Raw genomic sequence first — 24,234 nt, forward strand, 5'->3', positions numbered from 1 at the left:
AACTCCAATGCAGCATTTCTAAAGGTCGCGGGATGGCGTCAGCAATCGAGTGTGTGGATGCGTTCCCACTCGGAGGCGTGGCGCATGAAATCGTTCCACGATTCGATCTTCAGCTTCACATAGGAATCGACGAAGGAATCGCCGAAACCCTTGCGCGCGACGGCCGACTTGTCGAACAGCCTCAAGGCGTCGAGTAGGTTCAATGGCAGTTTCGCGACGTTCTCAACCAGATGCCCGTGAGCGTACATGTCGATATCGAGGCGCTTGCCAGGATCTCGCTTGTTCTCAATGCCGTCGAGGCCTGCCATCAGCAAGGCGGCGGGCGCGAGATAGGGATTGGTCGAACCGTCGAGCAGCCGGAATTCGAAGCGGTTCGGCTCGGGGATGCGCACCATGTGGGTGCGGTTGTTGCCGGTGTAAGTGATGGAATTTGGCGACCAGGTTGCGCCTGACGCGGTGCGCGCGGCGTTGATGCGCTTGAAGCTGTTCACGCTGGGATTGAAGATGGCGCAGAGATCGGCGGCCGAATTCATCACGCCGCCGAGGAAATGATAAGCCAAGGCGCTCAGGCCGAGTTCGCCGGTCTCGTCCTCGAACAGGTTCTTCCCGTCCCGCCACAGCGAGGCGTGGACGTGGCAGCCGTTCCCCGTGAGGTGATTGAACGGCTTCGGCATGAAGGTGGCGCGATAGCCGGCCTGTTCGGCGAGCGTCTTGACCATGTATTTGAAGAAGACGTGGCGGTCGGCGGTGACCAGTGCGTCGTCGTATTCCCAATTCATCTCGAACTGGCCGTTCGCGTCCTCATGATCGTTCTGGTAAGGGTTCCAGCCGAGTTGCAGCATCGAGTCGCAGATCGATTTGATCAACTCGTATTGCCGCATCAGCGCCTGCTGGTCATAGCACGGCTTGGGATATTCGTCCGCCGCGTCCGCGATCGCCTTTCCGTCCCTGGTCAGAAGGAAGAATTCACATTCGACGCCGGTATTGAGCTGATAGCCGAGCGCTTTTGCGCGGGCGATCTGCTGGCGCAGCACATTGCGGGGCGCATCCAGCACAGGCTCGCCATCGCAGTAAAGATCTGCGGCAAGCCAGCCGACTTCCGGCTTCCACGGCAGCTGGATCAGGCTTGCCGGATCGGGGATCGCCAGCGTGTCCGCATGCGCGGGCGTCATGTCGAGATGCGAGGCGAAACCGGCGAAGCCGGCGCCGTTCTTTTGCATGCCGCCGATGGCGGCGGCTGGAACCAGCTTGGCGCGCAGCACGCCGAAAAGGTCGGCATAGGAAATCAGGAAATATTGGATGCCGCGCTCCGCGGCGATTTTGGAGAGATCGGTGGTCATCTGATTCCTCATGGCGATGGCGCAAGTCGCGAACGAACTTGGCGCAGATAGGGAAAGCGCGGACGACGAACACTGTCAAGAAACAAAGTTGCATATGATTATATATGCGCAAAATTCGCGCAGCAGCGCGCGTTTTGTCGTCAATTCTGATCAAACGTGATAAAGCCTTGTGCATGTGAGCTGTGCTTTCGCAATGGAGCGGGCGCATCAGTCTCATAAAAAATTCCTTTCAGGAAAATTTGTTTCCCTTCGTGTTGACATTCCCGCCTCTGGACGATTAGCTTTGGCCAAACCTGCAAGGAGGCGGCCATGTGCGGCATTGCCGGCATTTTCTTCAAGAAGACCGAGACCAACGAGACTCTCGGCCGCGTGCTCGTCGACATGCTCGACGGCTGCCAGCACCGCGGCTTCGATTCCACCGGCTTCGCGCTGTATGAAAACGATTTCAAGGGATTGCGGCTGCGCTTCATCATGGACGAGGACGGCGACGCGACCATTGGGCGCGTAATATCGGCGCTGGCCCGGCAGGGTGCGAAGCTCCTGAGCGAGAAGCGGGAAGGCGCGAGCTTTGTCGTCGAAGTCGATTACGACGGCGAGATCCGCCCTTTCGCCTACGCCATGGAACATGCAGCCAAGCTGGTGTCGATCGGCTCGTCGCTCGACATCATCAAGGATGTCGGAACCGCCCATGATCTCGACCAAATCTATGGCATCCGCTCGATCGCCGGATCGCATGGCGTCGGCCATGTCCGCCTCGCCACCGAATCGGAGGTCAAGCCGGAGGCCGCCCATCCGTTCTGGGCGACCGGCTTTTCCGACGTCGCCATCGTCCACAACGGCCAGATCACTAATTACTGGAAGATGCGCCGCCGGCTCGAAGCGCGCGGCTTTGAGTTTCGCACCGACAACGACAGCGAACTGATCGCGGTCTATCTCGCCGACAAGCTCGCGCTCGGCGAAACGCTCGAACAGGCGCTCGAGCAATCGGTCGACGACCTCGATGGCGTTTTTTCTTTTCTGGTCTCGACCAGGGACGGCATCGGCTTTGCCAAGGACCGCCTCGCCGCCAAGCCGATGGTGATGTTCGAGAACGAGGAGCTCGTCGCCATCGCCTCCGAGGAAGTCTCGCTCAACCGGCTCTTTCCGGGCCGCCCCCTCTCCACCACCGAGCCTGCGCCGGGGACGTTCCGCACATGGTCACGCTAGATCTCAGCTTGCTCTCGGTGCGCGACGCCAATGAGGCGATGCGCGCCGCCGGCGCGCGCGGCGAGGATATCGAACTCGTCAATTCCGACGCGCGCCATCATCTCGGCGTCGGCCTGGTCGCGCCGGTCAAGGTGACGATCCGCGGCTCGGCGGGCTATTTCTGCGCCGGCCTGTCGCATGGCGCGCGTTTCGAAATCGAATCGAACGTCGGCTGGGGCGTCGGCGACAGCCTTTATGACGGCTCGGTCGTGGTCGGCGGCAACGCCAGCGCCATCGCCGGAGTCGCCTTGCGCGGCGGCGAGATCGTTGTGAAAGGCAACATCGGCTCGCGCGCCGGTCAGGTAATGAAGGCGGGCACGCTTCTGTGCTGCGGCAACGCGTCGTTCCTCGCCGGCTACATGATGTATGGCGGACGAATCATCATTCTTGGCGATTCCGGCGAGCGCGTCGGCGAAGACATGAGCGGCGGCGCCATTTATGTCGGCGGCAAGGTTCAGAGCCTCGGCGCCGACGCGCGGCTCGCCGAAATGACGCCGCAGGAAGACGCCGATATTCGAGACTTCCTGAAAAAATACGGCGTCGCCTTCGATGGGACGTTCCAAAAGATCGTCAACGCCGGGACCAAGTTGCGCTATGGCGTGAACGAGCCGATCTCACGACCCTTGCCGTATACGGTCGCCGAAGGCGGAACCTACTGGAACGCGCGGGTCGCCGAGGATATCCACGCCAAGGCGCTGATCGGCCGCTACCGCATTCGCGGCTATGGCGCCTCGAAGAGCGTACCGCATTTCAACGACATCGCTTTGAAAGTCGACCCCGAGCGCATCCGCGCCGCCTCCGACGCCTTGGCCAAGGTCAATCTCAAGACCACGATCGGCAGTCGACATGGCGCCAGACCGCTGGAATTGTCGATGCCGGTGCTGATCGCGCCGATGAGCTATGGCGCCCTGTCGAAATCGACCAAGATCGCTCTCGCGCGCGCGTCGAGATTGGCCGGGATCGTCGAGAACACCGGCGAAGGCGGCATGCTGCCGGAACAGCGCGCCGAGGCCGGCCAGTTGATCTATCAGTGCCTCTCGGGGCGCCTTGGCTGGAACATCCACGACATGCTCAAGGCCGATGCGTTGGAAATCTATATTTCCCAGGGCGCCAAGCCCGGCCTCGGCGGCCAGCTGATGGCGAAGAAAGTCACCAGGGAGCTGGCCGCCGTGCGCGGCATTCCCGAAGGGATCGACTTGCGTTCGCCCTCGCGTCATCCCGACATCATGGGCGCCGACGATCTCGTCATCAAGGTCGAGGAGTTCCGCGAGGCGACCGGGTACGCCAAGCCGATCTCGATCAAGATGGGCGCCGGCCGCGTCCGCGACGACATCAAGATCGCATACAAGGACGGCTTCGATTTCGTCCAGCTCGACGGCATGCAGGGCTCGACCGGCGCGGCCTCGACCGAGGTGCTCGAAAACGTCGGCATTCCGACGCTCGCCGCCATTCAGGAAGCGCTCGACGGCCTGCGCGAGATCGACGCCGGCGACGACATGCCGATCGTTCTGATGGGTGGGATCAAGGATGGCGTCGACGCGGTCAAGGCTCTGGCGCTCGGCGCGAGCGCGGTCGCCATGGGCACGGCGGCGCTGATCGCCGGCGGCTGCATTTCCTGCATGCAGTGCCATGTCGGCAATTGCGTGGTCGGCATCGCCACCCAGGATCCCGACCATGAGATGCGATACAAGATCGACGTCCAGGCCAAGGCGATCGCGCGCTATCTCGAAGCGGTGCGCTGGCAGATCGCGACCCTGACCAAGGCGCTGGGCCACAGCGATTTCCGCCAGCTTTCGCGCGCCGATCTCGTCGCCCTGACGCCCGAGGCCGCGGCCATCACCGGGCTGCCTTACGAGCCCGGCTTTCGTCCCGACGCGCAAGAACTTTTGACTGAGGTCGCCTGACATGGCCAACTGCAAGCCTTTTTCCGTCGATCTTACCCAGGACCAGAGCGGACTGCCGCATTACGAGCCCCCGCCCTGCCAGGTGGCCTGTCCGATCGGCACCGATGTCGCCTCCTATGTCGGCATGATCTGGGAGGGCAAGACCGCGGAGGCGCTGGAGGCGATCGCCGCGACTAATCCCCTGTCGGGGGTCTGCGGACGCGTCTGCGACGCGCCCTGCGAACCGGCCTGCCGCCGCGCCGGCGCCGACGGGCCGGTGGCGATCCGCGCCCTCAAGCGCTACGTGCTCGACGCGCTCGGCCCGACCTATCGCCTGCCGGCGGTTGCGCCCGACAAGGCGAAGAGGGTCGCCATCATTGGCGCCGGTCCGGCCGGCCTGACCGCCGCGCAGGACATTGCGTTTGCCGGCTATCCTGTCGATCTCTATGAGGCGCAGTCGAAGCCGGGTGGCATGGCCCTGTGGGGCATTCCCGACTTCCGGCTGCCGCAAAGCGTCGTGCAGGATGACATCGACCGCATCCTGCAACGCTGTCCCGGCATCAGCCTGCATCTCGACAGCCCGCTCGGCGAGAAGGTGAAGCTCGAAGACCTGCGCCGAAGCCATGATGCGGTTTTGCTTGCGATCGGCGCGTCGGCTGGCAAGAAGCTCGGAATTCCCGGCGACGACGGCGCGCACGTCATCGACGGCGTGACCTTCCTCAACCGCGTCAATGGCGGCGACAGGCCGGTTTTGCCGAAGACGATCGTGGTGATCGGCGGCGGCGACGTCGCCATGGACGCCTGCCGCTCGGCCCTGCGTCTGGGGGGCGTAGAGAAAGTGATCGTCGCCTATCGCCGCGGCCCGGCGGAAATTCCCGCCCGGCGCTATGAACTCGAAGCCGCCAGGGCTGAGGGCGTGGAATTTCTATACAATGTCGCCCCGGTCGCTGTTTTGGACGGCGACGATCAAGCTGTTCTGCGCTGCAAAAAAACGGCTTTGGGCGCGCCCGGCGTCGATGGCCGCCGCGTTTTTTCGCTAGTTGAGGGCTCCGATTTCGATCTCGCCTGCGGCCTTGTCATCGCCGCCGTCGGCCAGAAGGCGGCAAGCCTCGAACTGGCGCGCCACGGCCTGATGGATGGCGACAGGATCCTGACCCGCGCCTCCGACATGGGTACGAAGCTCGAAAGGGTCTTCGCCGCCGGCGACGCCGCCTTCGGCTCCTCGACACTGGTTCAAGCGATGTTTCAGGGCCACAAGGCCGCCTATTACGTTCTGGCGGCGCTCGAAGGCGTCGCCCATCCGGCGCCTTATCGCACGCCTTACCGCACCCGGAACGTTCCGGTGGCGCAGGACCAGATGTGGGAAAAGCTGCCGCATCAGGAGCCGCCCTTCCTCGGCGTCGGCAAGCCGGATCCATTCAGCGACGCCGAGGCCGGCTATGACGCTCGCACGGCGCGCGATCAGGCGGCGCGCTGTTACCGTTGCGATACTGAAACCGGGTCAGCGGATTATTCGGTCAAGACCCGCGAGGCCATTTTCGCTCTGGCGCGGGTTGACGCCCGGCCGGCCGATTTCGTCGCCGCGACCCGCGCGCGCCTCGCCAGGCGGCCCGATCCTCTTGTTCCCGGTCCGGCGACCTTGGACGAAATGGTCTTTCTTCCAGCCAATCTGACGCGCCTGGTGATCGATCCCTATCGCGAAGCCTGCAAGACGGCGACCGCTCTCGGCGCGGGGTTGAGGCTTGCGCAGCCGATGCTGATCGCCGGTTTTGAGGACGCGCCGGACGGCGTCAGAAAGGCGGTCGCCAAGGCGATCGACGAGGCGGGGAGCGCCTATGTCGGACGCGCGGCGCTCCCGGGCGCCGCTCCTTGGCTGCAAATCGTGGATCGGCCCGAAAGCGCCGATCCCGTCGCCGCCGCGGTTCTGTTGCGGGTCAGCGAGACTGAGGCGCCAGCCCTGCCAGCGAACAGACCGGGCCAGTTGCGCGGCCTGATCGCGACCTGGGCGAGCGTCGAAAGGGTCGTCGCCTTCGCGCTGGCGCAACGGGTCGATCTCGTCGTCCTCGACGGTTCAGGCCATTTCGGCGGCGCCTGGGCCGATCTCGCCGGCGCGCCCGATCTGTCCCTGCTGCCGCGCGCGGTCGGGTTGATGCGCGAAGCCGGCGCTGAGGAGGCCTTTCCCCTGATCTGGTTCGGCGGGCTGCGTTCGGGCACGGATCTCGCCAAAATGCTGGCGCTCGGCGCCGGCGCCGGGATCGTCGATGTCGCGGCGGGCCTCGCCGCCGGCGGCGCGATCGCGCCGTCAGGACTGGACTTCCCGGCCGAGGCGATGGAGCGGGCGGGCGCGGGTCTGGCCAGCTATCTCAAGGCGGCGGCGTCGGAATGTTCGATGATGGCGCGCTGCTGTGGCAAGACCAATGTCCATAATCTGGAGCCGGAAGATCTGCGCACGACCTCGCTGCGCGCGCAGCAGGCTGTCGGCATCGCCATGGCGGGACGCAAGAAGATCGCCTGAACGACCCCGACCCAGCCCCGATCCCCGGATTTCGTCCGCGGCGGAAGCGCCGCGGATTTTTCATTTCATGAAACATTTATAACGCTCAAAAAATTCCCATAAAGCCTCCTGGTCGAGCAATATCGGGCCTGATTGCCGCTTTGCTGACCTTAATCAGAGAGTCTAGAACGAAATATGCGAAAGCAATCATTAAAAATCAAGGAACGGACGTGGATCGGCTGGTGGCACAATAATTGCCAGTAATAAAAAGTGCCTCTTGTGAAACTCGCACAACTTAGTCCGGCGCCCAGAGCGGCCGGTCCACGGCTCGGAGAACCAGAATGTCCGAATTACGAAAAGATAGTCTCTCTTTCATCGAGACGCTGGGGCAATCGGTCGCCAATGTCTCGCCGACCCTGACGCCGGCCCTGTCCATCGCGGTCATCGCCGGAACCGCCGGCGCCGGTTCTTGGCTGGTCTATGTTCTGGCGACGATCGCCATGCTGGTGGTGGGCGTCAATGTCGGCAAATTGTCACGGAGGATACCGGCCGCCGGCTCGTTCTTCCTTTACGTGTCGCGCACTTTGGGCCCGTCCTGGGGCATGTTGTCCGGCTGGTCCATGCTGGCCGCCTATCTGATGACCGCCATGGCGCTCACCGTCGCGACCTCGATCTTCTTCAAGACCATGCTGACCGGCCTCGGCGTGACCTGGACGCCGCCGACCGTGCTGCTCTATGGCGTGGTGTCGCTGCTCGCCTGGTTCCTGTCGTCGCGCGACATCCGCATTTCCTCGCGCGTCGGCCTCAGCCTCGAGGCGGTGTCGGTCACGATCATCACCCTCGTCTGCCTGATGGTGCTGTTCAAGTCGGGCTTCAAGGCCGACATGAAGCAGATCACCCTGGCGGGGCTGGCGCCGAGCGCGGTGCCGCAGGCGATCGTCTTCGGCATTTTCAGCTTCGTCGGCTTCGAGAGCGCCGCAACCCTGGCCAAGGAAACGCGCGATCCGGAAACGACGATCCCGCGCGCGATCAACTGGACGGCGGTTTCGGCCGGCCTGTTCTTCGTCTTCACCACCTATGTCATCATGATCGGCTTCGGCGATCAGTCCGCGAAACTCGCCGCCAGTTCGTCGCCGCTCGCCGATCTGCTGAAAAGCGAGAGCCCGCTGCTGATCGCCGTCGTCTATTTCGGCGCTGCGATCAGTTCCTTCGCCTGTGCCCTGGCCTCGCTCAACGCCTTCGGCCGGTTGCTGTTCTCGCTCGGCCGCTATCAGTTCGTGCATCAGTCGATGGGCATGATCCATGCCGAACACAAGACCCCGCACATCGCCCTCGCCCTTGGCGCCGCGGTCAATTTCGTCCTCTGCGTCGCCTTTATCAAAGCCGGCGCGGAAACCGACACCTTCGGCTGGTATGGCACGTTGGCCTCCTTCGGCTTCATTCTCGTCTATCTCATGTGTTCGGTCTGCGCCCCGCTCTATCTCCAGAAGATCGGCGAAGTCTCGGGCAAGGATTACGCGCTCGGCGCTCTTGGCGTCGTGCTGATGGTCGGCGCAGTCGTGGGCAGCCTCTATCCCATGCCCGCTTATCCGCTGAACCTTCTGCCCTATATCTTTCTCGCCTATCTGTTCGTCGGCGTCGTCTGGTTCCTGGTCCTCAAGGCCCGCGCGCCGCAGACCCTGCTCGGCATCGAGCATGACATGGAGGTCGCCGGCGAAGCCTGACGCGCCGGTTCGATCGGGAGGCGGAGGACAGCCCTTCGCCTCTTTCATCGCGCGGCGCCGCCGAACCTGTTCGACGGCGCCGAATGAAAGCTCTCGCCGGAAAGCCCATGACCGACAGCGCCCCCGTCATTGTCGCCGGATGGACCCTCGCGCTGGGCGAGGCGGCGGGGGCCGCCTCCGCGGATGAATTCCGCGCCATTTATCGCGGCGAGGATTTCGGCGCCCCGCGCCGCGGCCTGCTCGCCGTTCTTGCGCGCGGCGACGGCGAGGGCCGCGTCCCGGCCGAGGCGGCCGAGGTCGCCGCCCGTCTCGTCGCCGAAGGCTATTTCGGCGCCCTTGCCACGCTCTCGCCGAAAGCCGCCGCCGCGCGGGCCCTGTCGGCCGCCAACGACTGGATGTTTCGCCAGTCTCGCAACGATCCGCAACGGCGCGGCATGGCGGCGTCGCTCTGCGCCCTGGCCGCGCCGGCGTCAAGGAAGCTGGCGATCGTGCATCTTGGCGAGAACCGCGTTTACCTGCTGCGCTCCGGCCGCCTCCAGCCGCTCACCCGCGATCATCTCCGGCCGCGCGCCTCGGGCCCCGATGCGCCGACCCGGGCGCTCGGCTTCGACCGCGAGGTCCAGGCCGATGTCGTCGAAATCGACGCGCTGCCGGGGGACCGCGTGATCCTGCTCGGCGCGGGCCTGTCGCGCGGCGTTTCGCCGGAAAGGCTCGGGGATTTGCTGCGCGAGTTGGGGGGCGCCGGCGAGACGGCGCAAAAGCTCGTCGCGGCCGCGCCGCGCGGCGCGGCGGCGATCATTGACGTCATCGAGGTCTCCTCGCCGCAACGTGACGACTTCGCCGCCGAATACGCGGCCCTGCCGATCAGACCGCCGCCGCACGACGGCGAGACGCTGGATGGGTTCGTCGTCGGCCGCACCATCTATCGCGGTCAATATACCCTGCTGAAGCGCGCCCGCGACACGATCGGCGATCGTGACGTCGTCCTCAAGTTCCCGCTGCTCGGCATGGCGCAGGACCCCGTGTTCCAGGCCGGCTTCTTGCGCGAGGCCTGGATCGGCGCGCGGCTGCGCAGCCGCTGGACGGTCGATTATCTCGATCTGCCGGCCGAGCGGCGCAGCTGTCTCTATCTGGTCATGCCCTATTATCATGGCGAGACGCTCGACGCCCGGCTGCGAACCGCCCCGCCAGTGTCGCTGGCGGAGGGGGCTGGCATAGCGATTAGCCTGTGCGAGGCGGTCGAGGATCTGGCGCGTCGGCACGTCGTCCACCGCGACCTCAAGCCGGAAAATATCTTCCTGCTGCGTTCGGGCGAGGTCAAATTGCTCGATCTCGGGCTGGCGGCGCTGCCGGGCCTCGATGAGAGTGGCCGCGAGGATCTCGGCGGGACGACCCGCTATATGGCGCCAGAATTGTTCAGGGGCGCGTCGCCCGGACTGCGCAGCGAAGTCTTTTCCCTTGGCGTGACCCTCTATCGCATGTTCAGCGGCGGCGCCTTTCCCTTTGGCGCACGGGAAGCGTTCCCGCTGGCGCGCGCGCGGCCCGATCTGCCGGATTGGCTGGGGAAGATCATCGGCCAGGCGATCGAGGTGGAGCCGGAGCGGCGTTTCGCCGACGCCACGGCCCTGCGCGCGGCGCTCGAACATGGCCTGTTCCATCAGGACTGGCGCGGCCGCCCGCCGCGGCCGCCCGGCGCCCGAATGCCCTGGCGGGCGCTAGCCGCGGGATTGGCCCTGCTCTGCCTCGCTTTGCTGTTGTGGAGACGCTGAGAATGACGGCGCCCGTCGCCCGCGTCCCGGCGCCGCGTCTCGCCTATGGTTTGGTGAGCGCGCGCGGGCGACGGCCGAGCAATCAGGATTTTGCCGCCTGCTGCCGCGATCCGCTGGGCGGGAGGCGTGGCTTCGCCGCCGCCGTCGCCGATGGGCTCGGCGGCCACCGGGGCGGCCGCGAGGCGGCGGAAACGGCGGTGCGGGCTTTCCTCGACGGCTATTTCGGCGCGGCGCCGCATTTGTCGCCGCTGGCTGCGGCGAGCCGCGCGCTTGACGCCGTCAATGGCTGGATCGCGGCGATCGGCCGGCGAGACCCGCGGCTCGCCCGGATGGCGACGACGTTCACCGCCGTGCTGGTCGCCGACGGCCGCGGCCACGTGCTCCATGTCGGCGACAGCCGCGCCTATCGGCTGTCCGGCGGCCGCCTAGACCAGATCACCTCCGACCATGTCGTCGATCTTGGCGAACCAACCTTGCGTCTGCGCCGCGCGATCGGTTTCGACGTCCGCGTTCATCTCGACCATGTCGCGCTCGACCTCGCCCCGCGCGACCGCCTGCTGCTGTGCACGGACGGCCTGCATGGCGCGCTGTCCGCCCGCCGGATCGCCGCGCTGCTCGCCGCCGCGCCTTCGCCGCTGCAGGCGGCGCGGACCTTGCGCGATGGCGCGCTCGCTGCCGGCGCTGCCGACAATGTGACGCTTGTCGTGCTCGATGTGCTGGAGCCCGCGCCCGATTTTCGGAGCGACGCGGCGGCCGCGGCGCCGGTCGGCGGCTAGTTCTCGCCGCTGCGCGAATAGACGATCACCGACAGCAGACGGATCGGCAGTTTCTTCAGCTCTTCCGGGCCATGGGGGGCGTCGGCGTCAAAGAACAAGCTGTCGCCGGCGCTCATCGGATAGAGCTTGTCGCCATGGCGATAGACCACTTCGCCTTCGACGATATAGATGAATTCCTGACCGGCGTGCTGGAAGATCGGAAAAACGTCGGAGGTTTCGGTCAGCGTCACCAGATAGGGCTCGACGACCAGCGATTTGCCGATGGAATGCCCAAGCAGGTGATACTGGTGCCCGGCGCGGGTGCCGCGCCGCTCGATCAGCAGGCCCTGGCCCGACTTGACGTAGGTGGCGTCGCGCTGCTCCTCGAACTTGCGGAAAAAGGCGGTGACCGGCACGTTCAACGCCTTCGAGAGGGCCTGCAAGGTGTCGAGGGAGGGCGAGGTGGCGCCGTTCTCGATCTTCGACAGCATGCCTGCCGAGAGGCCCGCCTGCCGCGCCAGATCGGCGACCGTCATCGCCAGCTTGACCCGATATTCCCGTACCTGGCGTCCGATGGCGACTTCCAGCTGGTTTTCCCTCACGCCCCGGGTGGAATGAGGATCCTGATCTTTCATTGCGCGCGTCCGGTTAGATAATGTTTCATTATAGGAAACACGGGCGTGGAAGCAATCAGCGATGACGCCGCTCGGCGCTGGGAGCAAGGCCGAAGCGCGTCCGGTAGACCCGCGAAAAATGGCTGCTCGCGGCGAAGCCGCTGGCCAGCGCGACCTCAACAATCGGCAGGCTGGTCTGCCGAAGCAGTTTTCGCGCCCGGTCGAGGCGCAAGCCGAGATAATGGCTGGCGAGCGGCCGGCCAAGGTGTGCGGCGAACAGCCGCTCCAGCTGGCGCAAAGTGACTCCGGCAGATTCCGCCAGCTCCGCGCGCGACAGCGGATGCTCGATGCGCTCCTCCATCAGCGCCAACGCCTTGAGCACTTTCGCGTTGGCGACGCGAGTGCGCTCGCGCAGCGACGGGCGCTGCGCCTCCTCGCCGGAGCGCGACTGCGTGCGCAGATACCACTCGCCGACCGCGACCGCGAGCGCGGCGCCGTGTCGCCGCTCGACCAGATCCACCATCATGTCGAAGGCGGCGAGACCGCCGGCGCAGGTGGCGCGATCGCCGTCGAACACATAAAGCGTGCGTTCCAGCAACAGATCGGGGAATTCCTCCAGCAGCGCCGGGATATGCTCCCAGTGAATCGTGCACCGCCGCCGCTCGAGCAGGCCGGCGCGCGCCAGGATATAGGCGCCGCCCGACATGCCGCCGATCTCGACGCCCGCCGCCGCCAGCGCCCGCAGCCGCGCGAAGGTCGGCTTGTGCCTGAAGGCGGCCGGATTGCCGCCGGCGCAGACAAACAGCGCGTCAAGCGCCTGCGCATCGTTCAATCCCAGATCGGGGGCGATTTCCAGGCCCACCGAGGCCCGCGCTGGCTGGCCGTCGATGCTGAGATTCGACCAGCGAAAAAGCGCGCCGCCCGCCAGCACATTGGCGGCGCGCAACGGCTCGATCGCCGAGGCGTAGGACATTAGCGGAAAATCCGGCAGCAGCAGAAAGCCGATGCGGCGCGCGGGCTCTTTCATGGGCGCTCCATGTCGTTTTCAAAACAAAAATAGTCGTAAAGAGGCATGAAAGCAAAGCGGCAGGCGCCACAATGTCATCAAGTGGCGTGCGCGCCGCGACAGGCCCGGAAACCCATGCGCTATTCGCTCTTCAACGTCATCGTCAACGGACTGACAAAAAACCGTTACGCCGAGCGGGCGTGGCGCGATCCCGAACCGAAGCCCGAATATGACGTGGTCGTAGTCGGCGGCGGCGGCCATGGACTCGCCACCGCTTACTACCTCGCGAAGAACCACGGGCTTCACAATGTCGCCGTGGTCGAAAAGGGCTGGATCGGCTCTGGCAACGCCGGACGCAACACCACCATTTTCCGCTCCAATTACCTGCTGCCAGGCAACGAGCCGTTTTACGAATGGTCGGTCAAATTATGGGAAGGTCTGGAGCAGGAACTGAACTACAACGTCATGGCGAGCCAGCGCGGCATCGTGAACCTGATCCATTCCGATGCGCAGCGCGACGCCTATGCGCGGCGCGGCAACGCCATGCGCCTCGCCGGCGCCGATTCCGAACTGCTCGACGTCGCGCAGGTGCGGGCGCTGGCGCCTTTTCTCGACTTCGACAACGCGCGCTTCCCCATCAAGGGCGGGCTTCTGCAAGCTCGCGCCGGGACCGCGCGCCACGACGCGGTGGTCTGGGGCTATGCGCGCGGCGCCGACCTCTTTGGCGTCGATATTCTGCAAAACTGCGAGGTCATGGGTTTCCTGCGGGGCGCTGACGGCGCGGTGAAGGGAATTGAAACGGCGCGTGGAACGATCAAGGCGAAGAAAGTCGCATTGGCGGTCGCCGGTTCCTCGTCGCGGCTGGCGCAAAGGCTCGGCCTGCGCCTGCCGATCGAGAGTCTGGTGCTACAGGCCTTCGTCTCCGAGGGCATCAAGCCGCTGGTTCCGGGGGTCGTCACCTTCGGCGCCGGGCATTTCTACATTTCGCAATCGGACAAGGGCGGGCTGGTCTTCGGCGGCGATCTCGACGGCTACAATTCCTACGCCCAGCGCGGCAATCTCCCGGTGATCGAGGACGTTCTTGAAGGCGGCATGGCGGTCATGCCGTTGATCGGCCGGCTGCGCCTGCTGCGCCAGTGGGCGGGCCTGTGCGACATGTCGATGGACGGCTCGCCGATCATCGACATCGGGCCGCTGCCCGGCCTCTATCTCAACGCCGGCTGGAGCTACGGCGGCTTCAAGGCCACGCCCGCTTCGGGCTGGTGCTTCGCCCATACCATCGCGTGCGACGCGCCGCATCCGCTGACTGCGGCGATGCGGCTCGACCGCTTCCGCACCGGCCATGTCATCGACGAAAAGGGAGTCGGCGCCCAGCCGAATTTGCACTGATGCTGATCGCCTGTCCTTATTGCGGCGCGCGCGATGCCCATGAATTCGCCTATCGCGGCGACGCCAGCCCCGTCCGCCCCGATCCTGCGGCGTCCGACGCGGCGGAGCGGTTCCACGACTATGTCTATCTGCGCGACAATCCCGCGGGGGCGCATTCCGAGTTCTGGTACCACGCGGCGGGCTGCCGCCGCTGGATCGAAGTCGAACGCGACACGGTGACGCACGCGATTCGCTCCACGCGCTTCGCCGACGAGCGGAGGCGCGCATGAGCCGGTTGGCGAAAGGCGGCCTGATCGATCGTGCGCAGAAGCTGCGCTTTTCCTTCGACGGAAGGGCGCTCGAAGGCTTTTCCGGCGACACCCTCGCCTCGGCGTTGCTTGCCAATGATGTCAAGCTCGTCGGCCGCTCGTTCAAATATCACCGCCCGCGCGGCATCGTCGGCGGCGGGACCGAAGAGCCCAACGCGCTGGTTGAGTTGCGGAGCGGCGCCCGGCGCGAGCCCAATACGCGCGCGACGACCATCGAACTATACGACGGCCTCGACGCCGCGAGCCAGAACCGTTGGCCTTCGCTCGATTTCGATGTGCTGTCGCTCAACGGCCTGCTGTCGCCCTTTTTCGGGGCCGCCTTCTACTACAAGACCTTCATGTGGCCGAAGGCCGCCTGGGAAAAACTCTATGAGCCGGCGATCCGTCGCGCCGCCGGCCTCGGCCGCGCGGCCGAGGCGCCGGACCCGGATTTTTATGAAAAAGCCAGCGCTTTCTGCGACGTGCTTGTGATTGGCTCGGGCCCGGCAGGCCTGATGGCGGCCCTGGCGGCGGGGCGCTCGGGCGCGCGCGTCATTCTCGCCGAAGAGGATTTTCGCTTCGGCGGACGGCTGCTGAGCGAGAAGACCGCAATCGAGGAGGGCGCGCCGGTCGATTTCGTTGAGAAAAGCCTCGCCGAATTGCGGAGCCTGCCCAATGTGCGACTGATGATCCGCACCGCCGTCTTTGGGATCTACGACGATTGTTACGCCGCGGTCGAGCGCGTCGCCGACCATCTATCCACGCCGGCGCCTTTCCAGCCGCGACAGGTCCTTTGGCGGATTTCGACCAAACGCGCGATTCTTGCCGCCGGCGCGCTCGATCGGCCGATCGTGTTAGGCGGCAACGACCGGCCGGGCGTGATGCTGGCGGGGCCCGTGCAGGGCTACGTCAATCGCTTTGCTGTCGCGCCGGCGAAACGCATGGCTTTTTTCACCAATAACGATGCGGCCTGGACGGCGGCCTTCGACGCGCATGACGCAGACGCCGAGGTCGCCGCTCTGATCGAAACCCGCGAGTCCGTCACGCCGGCCATGACGGACGCCGCGCGCAAACGAGGACTTCGCGTCGTTCTCGGCGGCCAAGTGATCGCTACCCACGGTAAGACGCTCAAGGCAATCGATATTTTCGCCAACGGCAGGACGGAGCGCCTTGCGGTCGACGGGCTCGCCATGTCGAGCGGCTTTTCGCCCAATGTCCATCTTACATGCCATCACGGGGGCAAGCCGGAATGGAACGAAAGCATCGCGGCTTTCGTTCCCGGCGCGAAGGGCCCGCCGGGACTCCTCGTGGCCGGGGCGGCGGCGGGCGCCTACGCCTTGTCGGACTGTCTGGCGCAGGGCGCGCTGAAGGGCGCGCAGGCGGCGGCGGAAATCGGTTTCTCCGCTGCCCCACCGCCCGTGCCGAAGGCCGCCGACGCGCCCTGCAGCCTGAAGGCGTTCTGGCATGTCGAAGGCTCGAAGGGGCTCGCCTTCGTCGATTTCCAGAACGATGTCTGTTCCAAGGATGTCGAACTGGCGCACAGGGAAGGCTTCATCTCGGTCGAGCATCTCAAGCGCTACACCACTTTGGGCATGGCGACCGACCAGGGCAAGCTCTCGAACCTGCCGGGCCTCGCGCTGATGGCGAAACAGCGCGGCAAATCCATTGCCGAAACCGGCGTGACGATGTTCCGGCCGCCATGGTCTCCGGTGGCGCTCGGCGTCTTCGCCGGTCATCACCGCGGCGGCGATTTTCGCCCAGCGCGGCTTACGCCAACTCATTCGCTGGCGGAAGAGCTCGGCGCTGTTTTCGTCGAAACCGGTCCCTGGCTGCGCGCCGCCTATTTTCCGCGCAAGGGCGAGACGGACTGGAAGCAGACGGTCGAACGTGAGGTCCGGGCGGTGCGCACGTCGGTCGGACTGATCGACGTCTCAACTTTCGGCAAGATCGAATTGCAGGGACCAGATGTCGGAAAGTTGCTCGACCGCGTCTATATCAACATGTTCTCGACCTTGCCCGTCGGCAAGGCGCGCTATGGCGTTATGCTGCGCGAAGACGGCTTTGTGATGGACGACGGCACGACGGCGCGGCTCGCCGACGACCGCTGGATCATGACCACCACCACCGCCAACGCCGCCAAGGTCTACGAACACCTGGAATTCTGCCTCCAGGCGCTGTGGCCGGAGCTCGACGTGCGGATGGCGTCGGTTACCGAGCAATGGGCGCAAATCGCCGTCGCTGGCCCCCGCGCGCGCGGCCTCGTCGCCCAAATCGTCGACGATCCCTCCGCCGTCAGCAACGAAAAGCTCCCCTATATGGGCGCGATCGAGACGACAGCGCTGGGCGGCGTGGGCGCGCGCATCTTCCGCCTGTCATTTTCCGGCGAACTGGGTTTCGAGATCGCGGTTCCCGCCGACAAGGGGGAGGCGCTAGCGCGCGCGCTGCTCGACGTTGGCGCCGAATGGGACGCGACGTTCTACGGCCTCGAAGCGCTGGCGGTGATGCGCATCGAAAAGGGCCATGTCTCCGGGCCCGAACTGAACGGCCAGACGACCGCCGCCGACCTCGGCTTCGGGCGCATGGCCTCCACCAAGAAGGACTATATCGGCGCGGTCATGGCGCGCCGCCCGGCGCTCACCGGGCCCGACCGGATGGGCTTCGTCGGCTTCAGGCCCGTGGACCGGACGGCCGTCCTGCGCGCGGGCGCCCATGTGCTGACGAAAGGCGCCGCGCCGAAGACCGAAAACGATCTCGGCTATCTGACCAGCACGACTTCGTCTCCGATTCTCGGGCATTCGATCGGGCTCGGCTTCGTCAAGGGCGGCGCCGCGCGCATCGGCGAAGTCCTGCGCGCCTGGGACGGCTTGCGCGGAACCGACACCGAGGTCGAAATTTGCGCGCCGGGCTTCCTCGACCCCAAGGGAGAGCGTCTCCATGGCTGATTTTCTTGCCTCTCTCCCCCTCGGCAAAGACCTCCCACCTGGGTTTTACGGCGCGAAGAACGGCACGACCGCAAGGCTGCGACTCGTGTCAACCGACGCTTGCACGCTGGTTGCCGGGCGCGATCGGGTCGCCGTCATCGCCAAAGCGCGCGCCGCCTTCGCCATCGACCTCCAGGACATCCCGCGCCGCAGCGCCGCCGAGGGCTTCGACTTCGTCGGCGTCGGGCCAGGCCGCTGGCTTGTCCTCTCGGAGACGCGCGGCCTGGCGCAAAAACTCGAGGGCGCGTTCGCGCCGGAAGGGTCGGTCTTCGAACAGGGCGGGGGCCTCATCGTGCTGGAAGCCAGCGGCGCGATGCGCGACGCGCTGGCGAAGCTCGTCCCGATTGATCTGCACCCGTCAGTCTTCAAGCCCGGCGACGCCGCGACGACAACAGCGGCGCATGTGAATATCACCGTTTGGCTGGAGCGCGACGATCTTTGGCGCTTCGCGGTCGGACGGTCGCTTCTCGCCGCCTTCCTGCGCGCTTTCGCTTGCGCTTCCCTCGAATTCGGGCTCGATTGGGATGGATGAGGCCGAGGCGAGAAACGTGACAAACTTGATGCCGGTCGAGCCGGTCACGCTGGCGGGCCGTGCTATGCGGCTGGAGCCGCTTGCGCCGGCGCATCACACAGAGCTGATTGCGGCGGTCCAGGACGGCGAATTATGGCGCCACTGGTACACCACCGCGCCCGAACCGCAGAACATGACGGCCGAGATCGAGAGGCGGCTCGGCCTGCTCGCGGAAGGCTCGATGCTGCCTTTTACGATCTTCGGCGGCGCTCAGGGCCATGCGGTCGGCATGACCAGCTTCATGGCAATCGACCGAAAACATTTTCGTGTCGAGATCGGATCAACCTGGATCGCCCGCAGCGTCCAGCGCACGGCGCTGAACACCGAGGCTAAGCTTGTGCTTCTGACCCATGCGTTCGAAACCCTGGGGTGCGTCGCGGTCGAATTGCGAACCCACGCCCTCAACTTCCAGAGCCGCTCCGCAATCGAGCGCCTCGGGGCCAAGCTTGACGGGATCTTGCGCAACCACCAGCGCGCCCGAAACGGCACTTTGCGCGATACCTGCGTCTACAGCATTATCCAATCCGAATGGCCGACAATCCGGGCCCATCTGGAATGGCAGTTAGCGATGCCGAGGACGTAATACCGACTACTGTGGCCCACGCTGGAATACCGATAGGGTCGGTGTCGACACAGCTGCGAAGGTGTCATGACGATCGAGCGACTGCTCATCACCAGTGACAAGACGATCGAGACTCTAGCCTGGAGGTCTTCAAAGGGTCGATTTCACCCGTTCCCCGAAATCGCCAAGCGGGCGGCGTTCGTTGAATTTTTACTAGGTTTCATCCGCCGCGCTTGCGAAACTCTCGCTGGGCGCGAACAGCGCCATAGGCCGACAACAACAAAGGCAAATCGGCGGCGGGGGCGCCGCTCTTGCGGCGGCGAGTCCTTGGGCGGCCCTCGTTTTCAATGGGCAGCCGGCGCAGCAACGGCTCGAGCGCCGGCGTCGTTCCGCCCGCCGCGACGATCATCCTGCGCCAACCGGCGATCACAGCGTCGGGCTCCGCGCAAAGATGATTTTGCAATGGTCGCTCCCAACCGCGCTCGAGGCTCGCCACGCAACGGATTCGTTCGGCTGTCGACAGTCGAATGAAACTCCGATCGCTTGGCGGCTCTTGCAGGGAGGGCAGGGCGATAATCCGCGCGATCAGCGCGCTTTTCTGCAAAAAGCCCTTTGCCGCTTCGAGTCGAACGAAATCGTCGATCAGCTCCGCCGCCTTGCGCGTCGCCGGCGTAAGGTTGGGCGCCGCGGCGCGTCGCAAATCAAAGCCGCAAACAGCGCATTGGCATTGGGGGACGAGCGCGCGCTGATTGAAGGGCGCAAGGCTTTGGCCGCAGGATGGGCAGCGATCGAGCAAGGGGCGTCGATGGCGCCGGCAGGTCATGACGCTGGCGCGTCGCCACGCCCGTCGGAAATAAGGATTCTCGTCTTCGGCAAGGCAGGTCGGACAGAATTGTAACCATGTCGCGAATGTTCGGTCGGCTCGGCTCCGTCGCATTGGCAAGAGCAGCGGTCGCCATTTCTCGGAGCCGATCGTCATGGCCGCGATGCTTTCCCGGCCGACGCCGGTTTGATGGTGCAATATGTTCAGTAGGAACGCTGGCGCGGCGAGATCGAGACGCGCCGACGAGGCGTTGGAGCCGACGCCAAGGCGCTCCCCGAAATGTCGCGGCGACAGGCCATGGGCGAGGGCGAGGCGATGCAGCCAACTCGACAGCAACTCGTCATGAGCCGGCGGAACCTCCACGGGCCAGCGCTCAGGAAGAATGGTCGCGAGGCGCGGCTGCACTTCGATCGCGAGGTCGGCACGGCGGCGCATCGACGGCCTACAGCAGGTCTTGGCGCAGCGCTGTTCGGCGCCGTTGCGACACGGGAATATAGTCGAGCGCGTCGAGCGTTCGCGGCGTGATCCGTTCGGCGCCGTCCTCTATCGCCGCCAGCGCGGCTTCGGTGACGATGCGGACCGTTTCGCCGATCAGGCCCTCGGACAATGCGAAGACGCGGCGGGCGAGGGCTTCCTGCGACAGTTCGGAGGGATGCACGAGCGGCAGGGCCGCCTCCAGCGTGTCGAGCAGCGCCAGATAAGCCTCGCCATAGCGCCAACGCGGCACGGGCAGGGTCTGGAATCGGCTTGCCATTTCGGTCGTGGCGTTGACGTGATCATAAACCGCGACCTCTCCGATCAGCACCGGCGAGACGTCATATTCGCGACCGAGGCGCCGGAGGAACGCGAAAATCGCCTCCACGTCACGGGAACGGCCGCGCAGCGCGTTGTGGAACTCGTCGAAAATCAGGATGCGGGGCCGTAATTGGCGAAAGAGCGCGTCGACCTGTTCGGCCAGCCGCGAGACCGAACGGAGCCCGCTCGCCGGCGCTCCGAAGCCGGCGACGACGCTCGCGTAAAAATGAGCCAGGCCCGCGCCTTCGCGCGTCTGCACGATCCAGGCCTTGCGTTGGGCGGCCGCCCCCAGATGCTGCAGCACGAACCGCTCGGCGATCATCGTCTTGCCATTGGCGTAAGGGCCGACCAGCATTAGCCCTTCGGTGCGCAGCGCAGGCGGCCGCTCCAACAGCGCCTGAAGGCGGCGATGCGCCGCGAGCGCGGCGTCCGTGCCGATCCAACGCGGCGCTCGGACGAAGGCGATGCGCTCACTCGGCGGCGCCGACAGAATAGGCCGCACGTGCTTGAAGAGATGTTCGTGCAAAACGTCACCAGTCCTCGATCGGCAAGAATCGCTTGGCTCGCGCCGGATGAGACGCGGCCGGCGCGTCGGCCGGCTCAATGGTCTGGTGCGGCTTCGGGGCCTCAGCCGCTTGCGCAGCGCGGACGACGTCGCGGAATTCGGCCTTCGAGGAACGCGGCGCCCGCGTCTTGGTCGTTCGCGCCGCATTCACGATCGCGTCGATTTCGCGCGAAATCGCGATTTTCTCGGTCGCGGTGCGAGCTTGCCCCGACCGCTTCTCGCGGCGATCGCGCAGATGCTCCCACAAGGTGAGCGAGGCCGTCACGCCGTCGCGGCGCGTCGCCACGCGAAAACTGTCGTCGGACGGATCGCGCACATAGACTTGGTTGATGTCCCGCGGATCGTATCTGATCTCGAGTTTTTCCAATCGGTCCCGTTCGGGGACGAGAACGCCGAGCCATGGCGCGTAACAGTGCAGCGCGAAGAGCTCCATTCCCTGCGGGGTCAGCCGGCGCCGCTTTTCGGGCAGAAAATTCAAGAGAACCGCGTCGGGAGCGTCCGCGCCTTCCGGGAGGTCGGCGACATGCGCGCCCCATTCGGTGAGCGGAACTTTCAGGGTCTTCTCGTTCATCTGGCCGTTGTGGTCGATGATGGCGAGCGCGACGCAGCGTTCGAGATCGGCGAAAGTCAGGCAAGCGCGCTTCTCGGATGGATAGCCATCGCGATCCTTGATCGAGCGGCCCGTGGCGCCGTCGTGCCTGCCAATAACCGCGTTGAGCTTGCCGAGCAGGCGCTCGACCACGCCGCCTTCGTGCACACGACCTCGATTGCGGCGTCGGATCGCAACGCCGTATTCCGCGCAGCCCCGCCGGAACGCGGCTCCGCGGAACTCTTTCGCCGAATCCGTCACGATCTGCTTAGGCCGGCCGAAGGTCGGCCAGGCGTGCGCGATGCCGCGCGACTCGAGCCACGCCTCCTTGCGGCAGATGGCGTGGGCGAGGCACAGCGCCACGGAAAGCGTGCTCGGGGCTTCGAGCGTCAGACAGAAACCCAGAACGCAGCGGGAGAAAACGTCGACAAGAATGGTCAGATAGGCGCGACCGACGAAGGCGGCGGCGCCGTTGATCACTTCCACGAACTGGATGTCGGTCGGCGTATGATCGATCTGCGTCACGGCGAGCGGACGCGGCGCGCTGATGTAGCCGGGCCGAGGTTTGAGGCGACGCAAATGGTTAGGATTGGCCGAGCGACGTTTGGCGATTTCTTGCGGCGTGAACAAAGAAGCGGCCCGGCTGCGGACCGTGGCGTAAGACGGCGGCCGTACGCCCGCCGCCTCGCAGCGCGCCCTGATCTCGACGACAACCGGCGCCAGCGGCGGCGCCTCGAGAACCATCCATTTTTCCTGCAACGTCGCCGCGATGATCGCCCCCGCGTCGCCGGCGAGCCTCTTGCGGCGGGCGGCGCCTTTGCGGGCGAGCAGCGCCGAAACCGTCCGCTCATCCCGGTACCGCGAGAGCAGCGTGTAAATTTGCCGGGTCGACAGCCGCAACTCCCCGGCCGCGCGGGCAATCGCCGTCTTGCGTGGTCCTGGCGCCTCCAGCACTTTGTCCAGTTCACGAGCGACCCGCTTGGCGTCCCGCCAATGCTCATCGTCCGCAGGACGCGCGGTCGCCGCTTTCCGAGGGGCACCCGAGTTGAAGTGTGGCACGAAACGGCTCCGGCATTGAAGTTTTTAGGCAAAAACGCGGCGAGAATAACCACCGAGCCCGACAGAATGGTGACGTTTCAGCTTGTTGAAGTTTTAAATTAAATCCAACATCTACGCTCCCCTGGCGCAAGCCGAGGACGCGCTCGCCCGGCTCGACGAGCGGCTGCGGGCCAGTCCGATCCGCGCCGGCTGGATCGAACGCGCGCATTTTGCAGACGCCTGCGCTTCGCTCTGGCTCGAGGGCTCTCTGGCGCATCTCGAAGACCTCGTGCTGCACGACGCGCGAATGGACGCGCGCGCGCCGACGGCGGAAATTATCCGCGCCGCCCGCGTTCTCGCCGCCCGCCGCCTGCTGCTCTCCGCCGCGCCGGGCTGGGCGTTTTCCGCCGAGGGCCTTGCCGCTCTGCACGGCGGCGCCTTTCTGGCGCCGTGGGAGGGGGAGGCGGAAAAGCCCATGGCAAGCGACGAGCCGGATGGGGAGGGGGCTTTCGGCGATGACGGCGAACCAGCACCCGACGATCCGCTCGCCGCTGAATTGGCGGCGCTCGACGCCGCGCTCGCCCGCACGGAGCGCGCGCTTGAGCGGCGGCCGGCAGTCGATCCAGAATCGCGCGATCCGCTGGTCTACGATCTCGACTGGGACGAGGACGAGCGACTCGCGCATTGGCGGGATGCGGTGGAATTCACTTCCGGCCTGCCGCCGGTGCTGGCGGCGGCTTTGACCGCGGCTTTGTGGGACGACATCGAGCCGCTGCAGCACGTCCCGTGGCTCGGGCGCCTGCTCGCCGCCGCCCTTTTGCGTCAGCGCGGCAAAACCAAGAGCCATCTGCTGTGCGTGAATTCCGGTGCCCGCGCCGTCCCTCGGCTGCGGCTCAAACAAGCCGATCCGGTCGCCAAAATCCTGTTCTGGCTGGCTGCGATTTTGGCCGCCGCCGAACAGGGGTTGAGGGATCACGACCGCTGGCTGCTGGCGCGGGCTTCGCGCGTGGGGAAGTTGAGCGGGAGGAGGGGGAATTCGCATCTGCCGCAGGCGCTCGATCTGGCTCTGGCCCGGCCGATCGTCACCGCGGAGCTGCTGGCGCAGGAGCTCAAGGTTTCGGCGCGAGCGGGGCAGAATCTCATCGCCGAACTTGGGCTGCGCGAGCTCACCGGACGGCGGCGCTATCGGGCGTGGGGGATTCTGTAAGGCGGCGGCGCAACAAAAAAAGACCGCCGGTTGTGGCGCCAACGGCAAAAAGTCGAGGGAGGAAACGCCCAAGGAGGGCGATGAGGCCGGCAGGGTCGCGCCTCACACAGCTAAGATATGCTGCGCTGCACAATTTGTCAAAGGATGTATTGCAGCGCAGCATTTGCCGGCCGACCGCCTGTTTGATTGAACGGCGTTCCAGAAATCGGGGCAGAACTCTGGCGAGCCCCGATCGAGCACGTGAATCAATGGACGCGATCTGATTCAAATTTCTAATTGGACGCGGAGTCGGTGCTTTGCGACTCTGCGACATGTCTCCAGCACCAGCAGACTTGCAGATCTTTACGCGCAAATTCTCGGAAGCTGCGCACCTGCGTCGGATCGACCCGACGCGGAACATGGCGCGGTTTTATGAAGTCTCGCTGGAGCCCTCGCTATTTGGGATCTGGGCGGTCGTGCGCCGATGGGGTCGTATCGGCTGTCAGGGCCGAATTCGATTGGAGCTTTGCGAAAGCGCCGACGACGCCTTCGATTGCATCAAGCGTGTGATCGCAGCGAAGCGTCGACGTGGCTATCAAACCGTCGTGTAACAGAGAG

Annotated in this window: 19 protein-coding genes; 13 read left to right on the forward strand and 6 right to left on the reverse strand. The window is 65.4% G+C overall.

What is annotated here, in order from left to right:
* Positions 1 to 38 precede the first annotated feature (38 nt).
* Complete coding sequence (glnT, locus tag K2U94_RS02905) at positions 39 to 1,340, reverse strand: type III glutamate--ammonia ligase (RefSeq protein ID WP_243065772.1); 1,302 nt, start codon at positions 1,338 to 1,340, stop codon at positions 39 to 41.
* A 309-nt stretch (positions 1,341 to 1,649) separates the two neighbouring features.
* Between glnT and K2U94_RS02910 the strand changes: the two genes are divergently transcribed.
* The 6 genes from K2U94_RS02910 (at position 1,650) to K2U94_RS02935 (ending at position 11,231) form a co-directional block, all read left to right on the forward strand.
* Positions 1,650 to 2,546 (forward strand): class II glutamine amidotransferase, encoded by an 897-nt coding sequence (locus tag K2U94_RS02910; RefSeq protein WP_243065773.1) that lies wholly within the window; start codon positions 1,650 to 1,652, stop codon positions 2,544 to 2,546.
* Positions 2,534 to 4,489 (forward strand): glutamate synthase-related protein, encoded by a 1,956-nt coding sequence (locus tag K2U94_RS02915; RefSeq protein WP_243065774.1) that lies wholly within the window; start codon positions 2,534 to 2,536, stop codon positions 4,487 to 4,489. The genes K2U94_RS02910 and K2U94_RS02915 overlap by 13 nt, the downstream gene beginning before the upstream one ends.
* Position 4,490: 1 nt before the next feature.
* A complete protein-coding gene (locus tag K2U94_RS02920) occupies positions 4,491 to 6,983 on the forward strand; it encodes an FAD-dependent oxidoreductase (protein WP_243065775.1) in 2,493 nt (830 codons plus the stop codon).
* 320 nt (positions 6,984 to 7,303) lie between these two features.
* On the forward strand, positions 7,304 to 8,686 hold the full coding sequence (locus K2U94_RS02925; RefSeq protein WP_243065776.1) for an APC family permease: 1,383 nt from the start codon (positions 7,304 to 7,306) through the stop codon (positions 8,684 to 8,686).
* Positions 8,687 to 8,793: 107 nt separating this feature from the next.
* Positions 8,794 to 10,455 (forward strand): bifunctional protein-serine/threonine kinase/phosphatase, encoded by a 1,662-nt coding sequence (locus tag K2U94_RS02930; RefSeq protein ID WP_243065777.1) that lies wholly within the window; start codon positions 8,794 to 8,796, stop codon positions 10,453 to 10,455.
* A gap of 2 nt (positions 10,456 to 10,457) precedes the next feature.
* Positions 10,458 to 11,231 (forward strand): PP2C family protein-serine/threonine phosphatase, encoded by a 774-nt coding sequence (locus tag K2U94_RS02935; protein WP_243065778.1) that lies wholly within the window; start codon positions 10,458 to 10,460, stop codon positions 11,229 to 11,231.
* On the opposite strand, the gene K2U94_RS02940 is transcribed toward K2U94_RS02935, so the two are convergent.
* Positions 11,228 to 11,845, reverse strand: a complete 618-nt coding sequence (locus K2U94_RS02940; RefSeq protein ID WP_243065779.1) for a helix-turn-helix domain-containing protein — start codon at positions 11,843 to 11,845, stop codon at positions 11,228 to 11,230. The two genes, K2U94_RS02935 and K2U94_RS02940, sit on opposite strands and share 4 nt — an antisense overlap.
* A 55-nt stretch (positions 11,846 to 11,900) precedes the next feature.
* The gene (locus K2U94_RS02945; protein ID WP_243065780.1) at positions 11,901 to 12,851 is read right to left on the reverse strand and encodes a GlxA family transcriptional regulator; all 951 of its coding nucleotides are present in this window, start codon (positions 12,849 to 12,851) and stop codon (positions 11,901 to 11,903) included.
* Positions 12,852 to 12,965: 114 nt separating this feature from the next.
* Between K2U94_RS02945 and K2U94_RS02950 the strand changes: the two genes are divergently transcribed.
* The 5 genes from K2U94_RS02950 to K2U94_RS02970 are packed head-to-tail and all read left to right on the forward strand — an operon-like array spanning position 12,966 to position 18,641.
* Positions 12,966 to 14,219 carry a sarcosine oxidase subunit beta family protein gene (locus K2U94_RS02950; RefSeq protein WP_243065781.1) on the forward strand — a complete coding sequence of 418 codons (1,254 nt, stop codon included), beginning with the start codon at positions 12,966 to 12,968 and terminating at the stop codon, positions 14,217 to 14,219.
* Positions 14,219 to 14,488, forward strand: coding sequence for a sarcosine oxidase subunit delta (locus K2U94_RS02955; protein WP_243065782.1), 270 nt, complete (start codon positions 14,219 to 14,221; stop codon positions 14,486 to 14,488). The genes K2U94_RS02950 and K2U94_RS02955 overlap by 1 nt, the downstream gene beginning before the upstream one ends.
* On the forward strand, positions 14,485 to 17,448 hold the full coding sequence (locus tag K2U94_RS02960) for a sarcosine oxidase subunit alpha family protein (protein WP_243065783.1): 2,964 nt from the start codon (positions 14,485 to 14,487) through the stop codon (positions 17,446 to 17,448). The genes K2U94_RS02955 and K2U94_RS02960 overlap by 4 nt, the downstream gene beginning before the upstream one ends.
* A complete protein-coding gene (locus K2U94_RS02965) occupies positions 17,441 to 18,019 on the forward strand; it encodes a sarcosine oxidase subunit gamma (RefSeq protein ID WP_243065784.1) in 579 nt (192 codons plus the stop codon). Before K2U94_RS02960 ends, K2U94_RS02965 begins: the two co-directional genes overlap by 8 nt.
* Positions 18,012 to 18,641, forward strand: coding sequence for a GNAT family N-acetyltransferase (locus K2U94_RS02970; protein WP_425332500.1), 630 nt, complete (start codon positions 18,012 to 18,014; stop codon positions 18,639 to 18,641). The genes K2U94_RS02965 and K2U94_RS02970 overlap by 8 nt, the downstream gene beginning before the upstream one ends.
* A 199-nt stretch (positions 18,642 to 18,840) precedes the next feature.
* Here the strand turns inward: K2U94_RS02970 and K2U94_RS02975 are convergent, their stop codons facing one another.
* The 3 genes from K2U94_RS02975 to K2U94_RS02985 are packed head-to-tail and all read right to left on the reverse strand — an operon-like array spanning position 18,841 to position 22,346.
* Positions 18,841 to 19,878, reverse strand: a complete 1,038-nt coding sequence (locus tag K2U94_RS02975; RefSeq protein WP_243065785.1) for a TniQ family protein — start codon at positions 19,876 to 19,878, stop codon at positions 18,841 to 18,843.
* A gap of 7 nt (positions 19,879 to 19,885) precedes the next feature.
* A complete protein-coding gene (locus K2U94_RS02980; RefSeq protein ID WP_243065786.1) occupies positions 19,886 to 20,764 on the reverse strand; it encodes a TniB family NTP-binding protein in 879 nt (292 codons plus the stop codon).
* 4 nt (positions 20,765 to 20,768) lie between these two features.
* Positions 20,769 to 22,346: a Mu transposase C-terminal domain-containing protein gene (locus K2U94_RS02985; RefSeq protein ID WP_243065787.1), complete on the reverse strand. Its 1,578-nt coding sequence runs from the start codon at positions 22,344 to 22,346 to the stop codon at positions 20,769 to 20,771.
* 214 nt (positions 22,347 to 22,560) lie between these two features.
* Between K2U94_RS02985 and K2U94_RS02990 the strand changes: the two genes are divergently transcribed.
* Together K2U94_RS02990 and K2U94_RS02995 are read left to right on the forward strand one after the other, a co-directional pair.
* Positions 22,561 to 23,637, forward strand: coding sequence for an RHE_PE00001 family protein (locus K2U94_RS02990; protein ID WP_336606178.1), 1,077 nt, complete (start codon positions 22,561 to 22,563; stop codon positions 23,635 to 23,637).
* Positions 23,638 to 23,948: 311 nt separating this feature from the next.
* A complete protein-coding gene (locus K2U94_RS02995; protein ID WP_272884894.1) occupies positions 23,949 to 24,227 on the forward strand; it encodes a WGR domain-containing protein in 279 nt (92 codons plus the stop codon).
* The last annotated feature ends 7 nt before the right edge of the window (positions 24,228 to 24,234 follow it).

It is taken from the genome of Candidatus Rhodoblastus alkanivorans (assembly GCF_022760755.1).
Classification (GTDB): Bacteria; Pseudomonadota; Alphaproteobacteria; order Rhizobiales; family Beijerinckiaceae; genus Rhodoblastus; species Rhodoblastus alkanivorans.